13 protein-coding genes are annotated in these 12682 nt (G+C 41.8%); 6 read left to right on the top strand and 7 right to left on the bottom strand.

Translation table 11 applies throughout. The features are described 5' to 3' along the window. The 3 genes from PAN06_RS09955 to PAN06_RS09945 form a co-directional block, all read left to right on the top strand. On the top strand, positions 1-946 hold a 946-nt coding region (locus tag PAN06_RS09955; RefSeq protein WP_269796217.1), incomplete at its 5' end, for an ATP-grasp domain-containing protein. A 103-nt stretch (positions 947-1049) separates the two neighbouring features. Further along, positions 1050-1916 (top strand): acetyl-CoA carboxylase, carboxyltransferase subunit beta, encoded by an 867-nt coding sequence (accD, locus tag PAN06_RS09950; RefSeq protein ID WP_269796216.1) that lies wholly within the window; start codon positions 1050-1052, stop codon positions 1914-1916. Continuing rightward, complete coding sequence (locus tag PAN06_RS09945; RefSeq protein ID WP_023920222.1) at positions 1909-2679, top strand: acetyl-CoA carboxylase carboxyl transferase subunit alpha; 771 nt, start codon at positions 1909-1911, stop codon at positions 2677-2679. Before accD ends, PAN06_RS09945 begins: the two co-directional genes overlap by 8 nt. Positions 2680-2721: 42 nt before the next feature. On the opposite strand, the gene serS is transcribed toward PAN06_RS09945, so the two are convergent. From serS to PAN06_RS09910, 7 genes are all read right to left on the bottom strand, one after another. Continuing rightward, complete coding sequence (gene serS / locus PAN06_RS09940; protein ID WP_269796215.1) at positions 2722-3999, bottom strand: serine--tRNA ligase; 1278 nt, start codon at positions 3997-3999, stop codon at positions 2722-2724. Between the two features lie 217 nt (positions 4000-4216). Beyond that, entirely contained in the window at positions 4217-4585 is a 369-nt protein-coding gene (locus PAN06_RS09935) for a DUF956 family protein (protein ID WP_269796214.1), read from the bottom strand. A gap of 80 nt (positions 4586-4665) precedes the next feature. Next, positions 4666-5577, bottom strand: a complete 912-nt coding sequence (locus tag PAN06_RS09930) for a PTS system mannose/fructose/sorbose family transporter subunit IID (protein WP_023920228.1) — start codon at positions 5575-5577, stop codon at positions 4666-4668. A gap of 18 nt (positions 5578-5595) precedes the next feature. Then, entirely contained in the window at positions 5596-6399 is an 804-nt protein-coding gene (locus PAN06_RS09925) for a PTS mannose/fructose/sorbose transporter subunit IIC (RefSeq protein ID WP_003010434.1), read from the bottom strand. Between the two features lie 27 nt (positions 6400-6426). Further along, a complete protein-coding gene (locus PAN06_RS09920; protein WP_003010431.1) occupies positions 6427-7416 on the bottom strand; it encodes a PTS sugar transporter subunit IIB in 990 nt (329 codons plus the stop codon). A gap of 373 nt (positions 7417-7789) precedes the next feature. After that, positions 7790-8812 carry an alcohol dehydrogenase AdhP gene (gene adhP / locus PAN06_RS09915; protein ID WP_003003874.1) on the bottom strand — a complete coding sequence of 341 codons (1023 nt, stop codon included), beginning with the start codon at positions 8810-8812 and terminating at the stop codon, positions 7790-7792. Positions 8813-9002: 190 nt separating this feature from the next. Further along, positions 9003-9815, bottom strand: a complete 813-nt coding sequence (locus tag PAN06_RS09910; RefSeq protein ID WP_269796213.1) for a Cof-type HAD-IIB family hydrolase — start codon at positions 9813-9815, stop codon at positions 9003-9005. 174 nt (positions 9816-9989) lie between these two features. Here PAN06_RS09910 and PAN06_RS09905 point away from each other — a divergent pair, with 174 nt between their 5' ends. From PAN06_RS09905 to PAN06_RS09895, 3 genes are all read left to right on the top strand, one after another. Continuing rightward, positions 9990-11411 (top strand): NCS2 family permease, encoded by a 1422-nt coding sequence (locus PAN06_RS09905; RefSeq protein WP_269796212.1) that lies wholly within the window; start codon positions 9990-9992, stop codon positions 11409-11411. A 380-nt stretch (positions 11412-11791) separates the two neighbouring features. Further along, positions 11792-12247, top strand: coding sequence for a tRNA (adenosine(37)-N6)-threonylcarbamoyltransferase complex ATPase subunit type 1 TsaE (gene tsaE / locus PAN06_RS09900; RefSeq protein WP_031575203.1), 456 nt, complete (start codon positions 11792-11794; stop codon positions 12245-12247). Next, positions 12240-12682 (top strand): GNAT family N-acetyltransferase (locus PAN06_RS09895; protein ID WP_269796211.1); only part of this gene is annotated, 443 nt, incomplete at its 3' end. The genes tsaE and PAN06_RS09895, both read left to right, overlap by 8 nt.

The following is a 12682-nucleotide window of genomic DNA, read 5'->3' as shown; positions in this document are numbered from 1 at the left end:
TGCTGAAGAAGCCCTCGAGATTGCAGAACGTATTGGTTACCCTGTGATGTTGAAAGCATCTGCAGGAGGCGGTGGTAAGGGAATTCGGAAGGTTGAAAAACCAGAAGATTTGGTTGCTGCTTTTGAATCTGCTTCCTCAGAAGCTCAAGCTGCTTTTGGGAATGGTGCTATGTATATGGAGCGGGTGATTTATCCGGCACGCCACATTGAAGTACAGATTTTAGCGGATCAGCATGGACATGTCATTCACTTAGGTGAACGCGATTGCTCTCTTCAACGGAACAACCAAAAAGTTCTAGAAGAATCCCCTTCAATTGCTATCGGAAAAACTCTTCGTAATCAAATTGGTTCTGCTGCTGTTCGGGCTGCTGAATCAGTTGGGTATGAGAATGCTGGAACGATTGAATTCTTGTATGATGAAGGCAAGGGTGAGTTCTACTTTATGGAAATGAATACCCGTGTGCAAGTGGAGCATCCTGTCACAGAATTTGTAACAGGAGTTGATATCGTTAAGGAACAGATTAAAATCGCAGCTGGCCAAGAATTATCCGTTACTCAAGAGGATATTGTCATTAAAGGCCATGCGATTGAATGCCGGATCAATGCGGAAAATCCTTCCTTCAACTTTGCACCAAGCCCAGGTAAGATCACTAATCTCTATCTTCCAAGTGGTGGGGTTGGCTTGCGTGTGGATTCTGCTGTGTATCCTGGTTATACGATTCCACCATACTATGATAGTATGATTGCCAAGATCATTGTCCATGGTGAAAATCGCTTTGATGCACTGATGAAAATGCAGCGTGCTCTTTATGAGTTGGAAATCGATGGTGTCACAACCAATAGCAGTTTCCAGTTGGATTTGATTTCAGATTCACATGTGATCGCTGGTGATTATGACACTGCATTTTTGATGGAACAATTCCTTCCAAATTATAATAAGGAATGATGAAAAAGCCTGGACTTGTGAGGGAAGTATGAACATCATCTTCACAGTTTCAGGCTTTTATAGTAATGCTTCAGATACTGTAGCATATTATAAGGAGTAAGTAATGGCATTATTTTCTAAAAAAGATAAATATATTCGGATCAATCCGAATAGGTCAGCCTGGAAGGAGCCTCAGCCAAAACCTGAAGTTCCTGATGAACTATTTTCACAATGCCCAGGTTGTAAACATACCATTTACCAAAAGGATTTAGGTAGTGAACGAGTATGCCCGAATTGTGGCTATACCTTCCGTATTTCTGCTAAAGAACGCTTGGCGTTGACAGTGGATCCAGCTAGCTTTGAAGAAATGTTTACAGGAATCGAAACGACAGATCCTTTGAATTTCCCAAATTATAAGAAGAAATTAGCAGCAGTGCGGGAAATGACAGGACTGGATGAAGCTGTCCTGACTGGCACTGCCTTGATTAAAGGGAAAAAAGTTGCGCTTGGGATCATGGATTCCAACTTTATCATGGCTTCAATGGGTTCTGTAGTAGGCGAAAAAATTACTCGTTTATTTGAATTTGCGACAAAAGAAAAATTGCCAGTTGTTCTCTTTACCGCTTCCGGTGGTGCTCGGATGCAAGAAGGAATCGTGAGTTTGATGCAAATGGCAAAAATTTCTGCGGCTGTTCAACGTCATTCTAAAGAAAAATTGTTCTATTTGACGGTATTGACAGATCCGACAACTGGTGGGGTGACAGCCTCATTTGCTATGGAAGGTGATATTATCATGGCAGAGAGTCAAGCCTTGGTCGGGTTTGCTGGTCGACGCGTGATCGAATCAACTGTGCGTGAAAAATTGCCAGATGATTTCCAAAAAGCAGAATTTCTGCAAGAACATGGATTTGTAGACTTGATCGTGGAGAGAAGTCAAATCCGAGCGACAGTTGGACAATTATTAGCCCTTCATGGAGGTAAACATGAGTAAAATAACACAGATTATTAAAGAAGCACGTGACCAAGGAAGATTGACTGCGCTTGATTTTGCTCAAGGAATTTTTGATGATTTTATCGAATTGCATGGAGATCGAAACTTCCGTGATGATGGTGCGGTGATTGGTGGGATTGGACGCTTAGGCGATCAAACGGTTACAGTCGTTGGAATCCAAAAAGGAAAAAATCTTCAGGATAATCTAAAACGTAATTTTGGGCAACCACATCCAGAAGGCTATCGAAAAGCTTTGCGTCTCATGAAGCAAGCGGAGAAATTTGGCCGTCCAGTTGTGACCTTTATCAATACAGCGGGTGCTTATCCCGGTGTTGGTGCTGAAGAACGAGGACAAGGGGAAGCCATTGCCCGCAACCTCATGGAAATGAGTGATCTAAAAGTTCCAATTATCGCGATTATCATCGGAGAAGGTGGCTCTGGTGGTGCCTTGGCTCTTGCTGTGGCAGATAAGGTCTGGATGCTTGAGAACTCCATCTATGCGGTCTTGAGTCCAGAAGGTTTTGCCTCTATTCTTTGGAAAGATGGAAGTCGTGCCATGGAAGCAGCAGAGTTGATGAAGATTACTTCTCACGAATTGTTAAATATGGAAATTGTCGATAAGGTGATTCCCGAGCATGGATTTTCAAATGGAGAACTACTGGCTCAAGTGAAGAAGGAATTACAGGAAGAGTTAAAGGTTTTACAAGCCTTGCCTCTCGAAGATCTTTTGGAGCAACGCTACCAACGTTTTCGTAAATATTAAAAAACTGAGCTTGCAATTTGCAAGACTCAGTTTTTTTAAACTTTATTTTGGTGCGATGACTTCTGCGCCACCCATGTATGGGCGAAGGACTTCTGGAATGGTCACAGAACCGTCTTCGTTTTGATAGTTTTCAAGAATAGCAGCAACGGTACGTCCGACAGCCAACCCAGAACCGTTCAAAGTGTGAAGGAGTTTTACCTTGCCATCTGCTTCATCACGGTAGCGGATTTGCGCACGGCGAGCTTGGAAATCTTCTGTATTGGAACAGCTTGAGATTTCACGGTAGGTGTTTTGCGCTGGAATCCATACTTCTAAGTCGTAAGTCTTGGCAGCTGAGAAGCCCATGTCTCCCGTTGAGAGAGCTACTACACGGTATGGAAGGTTCAGTTTTTGAAGGATATTTTCAGCATTGACAACCATTTTTTCCAATTCACCATATGAATCTTCTGGTTTGGCAAATTTCACCATTTCAACCTTATGGAATTGGTGCAAACGGATCAATCCACGAGTATCACGACCAGCTGAACCAGCTTCTGAACGGAATGATGGACTCATAGCGGTGAAGTAGATTGGAAGGTCTTTCCCATCAAGAATTTCATCGCGGTAGTAGTTTGTCAAAGGAACTTCAGCAGTTGGAATGAGGACATAATTAGTATCGCTAAGTTCAAAAGTATCTTCCTTGAATTTTGGATATTGTCCAGTACCAAACATAGAATCATGGTTGACCATGTAGGGTGTGATGACTTCAGTGTAGCCTTCCTTGCCATGTTCGTCCAACATGAAGTTGTAGATAGCGCGTTCTAAGCGAGCTCCAAGACCTTTGTAGAAGAGGAAACGAGCACCAGTAACTTTAGCCCCGCGTTCCCAGTCAAGGATATCAAGGCCTTCTCCTAAATCCCAGTGAGCTTTTGGTTCGAAGCCAAATTCGCGCGGTGTTCCCCAACGACGAACCTCAACGTTGTCATCCTCATCTGCTCCAACAGGGACACTATCAGCAGGGATGTTTGGAAGGGTAGTAGTGAATTCAGTTAATTTGGCATCGATTTCAGCCAATTCTGTATCCAATGCTTTGACTTCTGCAGAGAGGGTTTGCATGGCAGCAATCTTATCATCTGCATTTTCTTTGTTGCGTTTAGCTTGTGCGATTTCAGCAGATACAGTGTTACGCTCTGCTTTGAGATTTTCTACTTTGACTAAGATATCTCGACGTTTGGCATCGATTTCTTTCATTTCATTCAAAATAGCTGCATCTACGCCACGTGTTGCCAATTTTTTAGCAACCGCATCAAAGTCTGTACGAATCCGTTTAATATCTAACATAGCTTCTCCTTTAACAAAAAACACACCTGTTAGAGTGTTGGAGTGGCAGAGCCACGGTTCCATCCAACTTCACAGGTGTGCACTTGATTCGATATTGTATTTTAAAGAAACGGTAGAATTTCAATTAAGATTTCTATCTGCTCGCAGTAACCGCAGACTTTCTGAAAGAGACTCTTAACTTACTTATCCGTTTGCGTCTATTATACAAGAAAAGATCCTATTTTGCAAATAGATTTTTAATTTTAGCCGTGATGATTTGGATCAACGTAGGAAGTTTGACAATTTTATCATTCCCTAGATGTTCCCGAGCAATCTTTAAAATTTTTCCAGAGTCTTTTGAAGCAAAGAGAAATTTTGATTCTCTGGTATAGATTTCAAAATGGCGGCTAATTTTACGTCCGGATACATTGGCTCCGATTCGCTCGATTTCTTGCCAGGGAATTTGGATGTAGTCTTCTACATTTGCATCCGCATAATATTCAAAAGCGGCATTCCCGACTAGGATTTTTCCAACCTTTCCCCCCACTCCAAGGTAAGAAACCCCTGTAGTATGGAATTCAACGGTTTTATTCAATGATTGAGCCATGAGATCCTCCTGTATTGCTGTTCACTCCATTATATCATAATAAAAAGAAGGCCGAAACCTTCTTTTTAGTTGATCTTTGCTTACATCAAGCCAGCAACGTGTGCTAATACACCGATTACAAAGAGGGCGATGATGATAGTGATTGGAGATACTTTTTTCTTCAACAACCACATACAAGCAAAAGTAAGAAGTAATCCCATCAAACCAGGAATCAATGAATCCAAGTTTTGTTGGAAAGTCGTAACTTTTTCAGGTGTTTGAGAGAGACCTGAGCCAACTTGAGCGAAGGCTTCTTGGATACCCTTGTATCCTTCAGGAAGTTTATCCCAGTGGATATAAGCTTTGTCGCCTAATTTGACAGAAGAAACATTAAAGATGAATTTAATAGATACCCAACGTTCTACCAAGACAGCGAGGATGAACATCCCAAGGATAGAAGCCCCTTTAGTGATGTCTTGCAAGATCCCACCAGACATATCTTTGGTAATTTCAGAACCTGCTTTGTAGCCAAGTTCTTGCGTGTACCACAAGAAGGCCATACGAATCGCATTCCATGCGATAAAGAAGATGAGTGGGCCAAGGATGTTACCAGACGCAGCAAGTGATGCACCAAGAGCACCAAGGATAGGACGTACTGTAAACCAGAATACTGGATCTCCGATACCCGCCAAAGGACCCATCATACCAATTTTAACCCCTTGGATAGCAGCATCGTCAATAGCAGCACCGTTTGCTCTTTCTTCTTCAAGAGCAAGCGTTACCCCGATGATAGGAGCGGCAACGTATGGGTGAGTGTTAAAGAATTCCATGTGACGCTCAAGAGCAGCCGCTTGGTCTTCTTTCTTTGTGTAGAGTTTTTTGATAGCTGGGATCAATGAGTATGCCCAACCCAAGTTTTGCATCCGTTCATAGTTCCAAGAACCTTGCAAGAAGGTTGAACGCCACCAAACTTTTTGACGATCTGATTTAGATAATTGTAATTTTTCAGTCATGATAGTGTCACACCTTTCTTAATAGTCTTCGAGAATGTCGCCAATTGGATCGTTAGAAGTAGCGGCACCGCCACCTCCATTGCCACCTTTCTTAGAAAGAGTAAGGTAGATCAAGGCAAGGGCAACACCAATTGCTCCAAGAGCGATCAAAGTTAATTGGCTAACGGCTGCAAGAGCAAAACCGATGGCAAAGAATGGCCATACTTCACGGCTCGCCATCATGTTGATAACCATGGCATAACCAACGGCTACAACCATACCACCACCGATTTGCATTCCATCAGAGAGCCATTTTGGCATTTGTTCAAGAGCAGTTTTAACAGTTTCAGCAGGAATCATCAACAAGAGGGCTGCAGGAATGGCGATACGAAGACCTTGAAGAAGAAGGGCCACAAAGTGAGCGCGTTCTACACCTTTGATATCCCCTTTTCTAGCAGCAGCGTCGGCAGTGTGGACCAAACCAACGGAAAGGGTACGGACGATCATGGTCAAGAAAAGACCAGCAACTGCAAGCGGAATAGCGACACTTTGAGCGACAGCGATTCCTTTTGCACTGAAGTCTCCCCCAAGTACCATGATGATGGCAGCAGCGACAGATGCAAGAGCAGCATCGGGTGCAACTGCGGCACCAATGTTTGCCCAGCCAAGTGCAATAAATTGAAGTGAACCACCAAGCATAACGCCAGCAGTCAGGTTACCTGTTACCAAACCGATTAAGGTACAAGCAACAAGTGGTTGGTGGAATTGGAATTGGTCAAGGATACCTTCAAGACCTGCTAAGAAGGCAACAACGACCACTAATACCATAGAAATAATAGACATGTTTAAAATCCTTTCGTAAGTAATCGATTATTGAACGTTGGCTTTGTTAATTAAGTCAAACAAATCTTTCTTAGAGTCATTTGGCACTTTACGGACGTCAAATTCTACTCCAAGATCACGCATTTTTTCAAATGTAGCCACGTCATCTTTATCCATTGACAACACATTGTTAACCATGGTTTTACCAGTTGAGTGGGCCATTGAACCAACGTTCAAGGTTTTAATCGGAACACCACCTTCGATGGCGCGAAGAGCATCTTGAGGTGTTTCAAATAAGATCAAAGCATGGGTATTTCCGAAACGTGGATCTTTTGCAACGTCGATCAATTTTTGAATTGGGACAACGTTTGCTTTCACACCATTTGGTGCCGCTTGTTTGATCAATTCCTTACGGAGTTCATCTTTAGCAACAGAATCTGAAGCAACAATGATCCGATCAGCTTTTGAATCGGGTGTCCAAGCAGTTGCGACTTGTCCATGAAGAAGACGTGTATCTAAGCGGGCAAGGTTAATCTTGAGTTTTCCATCTCCGATAACTGTTCCTTCTGGAATAGCAGCTTGGGCTACAGGAGCAGCAGCGGCTGTACTAGCTTCTTCAACAGGGTTTAATTCTTCTGGAAGGGCTTTGACACCGTCTTTTGCTTCCTTGATGATGTTTGCAGCGACTTGATCAACGCCGGCATTTGCATCCATCAAACGTTCTGTATAAGCTTGAATCAACATCGGAAGGTTTAATCCTGTGATGATCGCAAATTTACGATCTGGATTTTCTCCCATGACGCGACTTGCTTGGTTAAATGGAGAACCACTCCAAAGGTCAGCCAAAACCAAGACTTCATCTTCTGCATCAAATGCGGCAACAGCTGCATTAAATTTAGCATAGAGATCATCCGGGCCTTCACTTGGCATGAACGTAACCACTTGAACTTTCTCTTGATCTCCAAAGATCATCGAGCCGGATTGGTGGATTCCAGCTGCAAATTCACCGTGGCTAGCAATAATGATACCAATACTCATTATTGACATTCCTCCTTATAAAATTTGTTTGACTTTCAGTTTAAGAAAACTTTAAGCTACTTTATTATAAATCGTTTCCACACTTAAGTCAATTTTTCTATCAAAATCTCGATGTAAAAACATTGATTTATTATATTAAATTATCGTTAGATAGAAAAAGAATGCTCTTGAATGCATTTTATTTATTACTTGTTGATGCTTAAAAAATCAATAATAGATATGTTTTATAGGATTTTTTTCTTAATGAAAAAATTCCGACAATCAAGCAATATTCTCAAAAACAAAAATAAATATATAACAAATTGTAAATTAGAGTGATTGAGAGCACTCAAAAAGACTAGCCCAGTTGGGCTAGTCCTGTAGGTTCAGTTGTTTAGTTTGTAAAGTCAAGTACCATACGTCCTTGAATGGTTCCAGCTTCCATTTCATCAAAGACTTTGACAGCATCTTCTACTGGACGTTTTTGAACGACAGGGACTACCAGGCCTTCTGCACCAAATTGGAAAGCTTCTTCCAAATCTTTACGAGTTCCTACAAGAGAACCAATGACTTGGATACCATCTAATACAGTTTTCACAATGCTGAGGTCCATCATTTCAGAAGGAAGACCAACTGCGACCACGCGGCCACCTGCACGAACAGAATCTACTGCTTGGTTGAAAGCTACTTTAGAAACAGCTGTTACGACAGCAGAGTGAGCTCCACCATTTGTTTTTTCTTTAATCAATCCTGGGACATCTTCAACTTCGCGACCGTTGATGACAAAGTCTGCACCAACTTCTTTCGCCAATTCTAGTTTATCATTGTTGATATCGACAGCGATGACATGTGCGTTGAAGACTTTCTTAGCATATTGAACAGCCAAGTTTCCTAGTCCACCAGCTCCATAGATAACAATCCATTGTCCTGGTTCAGCTTTGGCTTCTTTGATGGCTTTATAAGTGGTAACACCTGCACACGTAATAGAAGATGCTTGGGCTGGATCTAATCCTTCAGGTACTTTCACTGCGTAATCTGCAGTAACGATACATTGTTCAGCCATCCCTCCATCAACAGAGTAACCAGCATTTTTTACAGTACGGCAAAGAGTTTCACGACCAGTTGTACAGTATTCACAAGTTCCACATCCCTCGAAGAACCATGCGACACTGACACGATCCCCAACTTTTAGGCTCTTGACATCTGGAGCAACTTCTTTAACAATACCGATTCCTTCGTGTCCAAGAACACGGCCTGGAACTTTACCGAAGTCCCCGTGAGCAACGTGCAAGTCAGTGTGGCAGACACCACAGTATTCGATTTGAACAAGTGCTTCCCCTGTTTCAAGTGGACGCATGTCTTTGTTTGCAACGATTTCAACACCAGTACCTTCTGGATTTACAACAACAGCTTTCATTTTGTTCCTCCTTAAGTGAACGAGAAGCGGTTTAAAATTTTTGAAAGCGCTTCTTTAATAACTATGTTAATAATATCACAAACCAGATGACGAGGCAATGAAAAAAATGGAAAAAAGGGGCGGTATTGATTAACCGATTAAGGATTTGGCGCAGAAAAAGACATGAGGGGATAGCTCATGTCTGTTCCTATTATAAGAATAATTGAATGAGTTGGCGCGCGACACCGTCCTCATTATTGGTAAAATCTGTGACGGAATCCGCGTAAGGAAGTAGGACAGAGCTCGCGTTTTTCATGGCGTATCCATGACCAGCGAGAGCTAGCATGTCGGTATCGTTGTGCTCGTCTCCAAAGGCAATCAAATCCTTCTGATCCATATTGAGTTTATCTAGAAGGTAGGTCAGAGCAGATGCTTTGGTCACATTTTTGGGATTGCATTCCAGAATATTTAAGGGACCACCCCAAGTATTGATAGACAGATTGTAGTCATAATGCCGATTCATTTCATCTGCCAGAGCATATTTGTCTTCCGCTTTCGTTTGAAAGAGAATACAGTTTGGGTCGCTCGTTACCCGCTCGGGATTGAATTGATTTTCTGGTTGGAAAGATTCAATCCCGAATAATTTAGGATCTGCAACGTGCTCATTTGGATCGGTAATAAAGAATTTATTGCGGTATTCGCCTGCTATAAAGTCCGCTTGGATAGTGTCTCGGTTAGCGACCATATCTAACAGGTATTTTTTATCTAAAGTCAAACATTGTTCATCTGTCCATTTTTTCTCAGGTAGGTGCGTAAGGGAGCCGTTAAAATTGATCATTGGAGTATCTAGCTCTAGTTGTTTGTAGTAGGTGTGTGCCATACGATAGGGGCGGCCTGTTGTAATAATGACTTTATGGCCGAGAGCACTAATTTTTTTAATCGTATCAATGGTAAAGTCGCTCAATTTGCTTTCGGAATTTAAGAGGGTACCGTCTAGATCTAGAGCGATCATTTTTTTATGCATATTTCAGTTCCTTTCGAGAAGAATGAGACCATTATATCAGAAAAATCGGAAAAGCGCTCAAAAATCGAGAAGAGAAGCGGGATTCTTGAAAGACGAAAGATCTTTTGGTAAAATAGAAATAACGTTCGCAAATTGATTGAGAGCGAGAATGATGAAAAAGGAGTTTATTCTGAAATGGATAAGTTTTTTAAACTTTCAGAACATGGAACCACTGTTCGGACAGAGGTTCTTGCTGGTTTGACAACCTTTTTTGCGATGAGTTATATCCTCTTCGTAAACCCTCAAATGTTGTCACAAACAGGTATGCCAGCTCAAGGAGTCTTCCTTGCAACGATTATTGGATCTGTTGTCGGGACCTTGATGATGGCTTTTTATGCCAATTTACCTTATGCACAAGCACCTGGGATGGGCTTGAATGCCTTCTTTACCTTTACTGTTGTATTTGGTATGGGCTACTCATGGCAGGAAGCTTTGGGAATGGTCTTCATTTGTGGTGTGATTTCATTGATTATCACATTGACAAATGTTCGGAAGATGATCATCGAATCGATTCCGACTGCTCTTCGGTCTGCTATTTCAGCGGGGATCGGGATTTTCTTGGCCTATGTTGGGATTAAGAATGCAGGATTTTTGAAATTCACGATTGACCCTCATACCTATACAGTGGTTGGAGAAGGAGCAGATAAGGCGAATGCAACGATCTCAGCCAATGCCTCTGCTGTTCCTGGATTGGTTGATTTTAACAATCCAGCTGTCCTCTTGGCCCTTGTTGGTCTTGCGATTACTATTTTCTTTGTTGTCAAAGGGATTAAGGGAGGGATTATCCTTTCTATCTTAGCAACGACTGTGCTTGGAATTCTCATCCATGTGGTTGATATTACTAAAATTGACTTTGCAAGTAACCATCTAGGAGCTGCCTTTAATGATTTAGGCACGATCTTTGGTCAAGCTTTGGGATCGAAAGGATTGGGTTCCTTGATTTCCAATACGTCTCGTTTGCCTGAGACCTTAATGGCCATCTTAGCCTTCTCCTTGACCGATATTTTTGATACAATTGGAACTTTAATCGGTACGGGTGAAAAAGTTGGGATTGTTGCGACAAATGGGGAAAACCATCAATCAGCGAAATTAGATAAGGCCCTCTATTCAGACCTTGTAGCGACTTCAGTCGGAGCCATTGCAGGAACTTCAAACGTAACGACGTATGTTGAATCTGCAGCTGGTATTGGAGCTGGTGGACGAACTGGTCTGACAGCCTTGGTTGTAGCGATCTGTTTTGCTATTTCAAGTCTCTTTAGTCCTTTGTTGGCGATTGTACCGACCGCTGCTACAGCTCCAATTTTGATTGTTGTTGGGATCATGATGTTGAGTGGTTTGAAAAATATCCATTGGGAAGATATGTCAGAAGCAGTTCCTGCCTTCTTCACCTCTATCTTTATGGGCTTCAGCTACTCGATTACACAAGGGATCGCTGCTGGATTTATCACCTATAGCTTGGTGAAAGTGGTTAAAGGACAAGCCAAAGAAGTGCACAGCATGATTTGGATCTTGGATGTTCTCTTTATTTTAAACTACATTAGCATGGCTTTGAATTAAGTATCAGAAAAGTGCCAAAAAGGAATGGGAGTTGTCTCCCATTCCTTTCAGATTGAAGACAAAGTTATACCAAAAACATTCCTTAGGTGAGTACGGACGTCAGCGAACTTCTTTGAAGTTCCATGACTAATTATTGAGCCTAAGGTCTCAATAATTCCGAGTGCCTGAAACGTTATTGTTTCAGGCACTTTTCTCACAGCGGAAAGTTTCAGTATTTTCTTAAATCGATTTAAAAATTGGAACTCAAATTTATTTTTTTGCAGCATCACTTAACTTATTTTGCTTTAAAATAGTTTGACTATCTATCTAAAAAGCAAACCTGAGTGGAACAATTTCTAAAAGAAAGAGCAGATTTTTAAAAAGTTTGGTATAATAGAGAAATGATTAGTCACAATGAAACAGAGCTGATTGCTCTAGGAAAACAGCTAGGAAAACTCTTAGAAAAGCAAGATGTGATCATCTTATCAGGTGATCTAGGGGCAGGAAAAACAACCTTTACTAAAGGAATTGCAAAGGGGTTAGGGATTGATCAGATGATTAAAAGTCCGACCTATACCATTGTTCGTGAATACGAAGGCCGCTTGCCTTTGTACCACTTGGATGTTTACCGGATTGGGAATGATCCAGATTCGATTGATTTAGATGATTTTCTGTTTGGAGATGGTGCTACCATTATTGAATGGGGAGAGTTGATTGAGCCGAGTCTCTCAGATGCTTATCTTAAAATTTTTATCCGAAAATTGGAAGATGGGCGAGAGTTGGCTTTTGAGGCTCATGGAGCGCGTGCAGAAGCTTTACTAGCATCCTTTGAGCAGGTGGAAAAAACCGATGACTAAGGAAAAGGAAGTGACATTAGAAATTCGGCAAGCTGAAAGTGCAGACGCGGCTCTTGTCATTGATTTCTTAAATCAAGTTGGGAAAGAGTCAGATTACATGACGCTAGATGAAGCTGGGATAGGCATGTCTCCAGCAGACATGGAGCATTTTCTAATGGTCCAAGAAATGGCGGATAATCGGATTTGCCTCTTGTTATTTCTAGATCAGGAACTGGCAGCTTTGTTAAATATCACTGCGGCTTCTCAACGGTCTGTTCAGCATATTGGAGATGTCTTTATTGTGGTTCGAAAAGCTTATTGGAATCAAGGGCTTGGACAGATCTTGTTGGAAGAAGGAATCGAGTGGGCGCACTCGACCGGTGTTCTTAGGAAATTAATCTTGAATGTCCAAGTGCGCAATGAACGAGCGGTTCACCTGTATAAAAAGTTAGGTTT

It is taken from the genome of Streptococcus sp. SM3, assembly GCF_027497875.1.
This window is presented reverse-complemented; position numbering and strand designations above follow the sequence as displayed.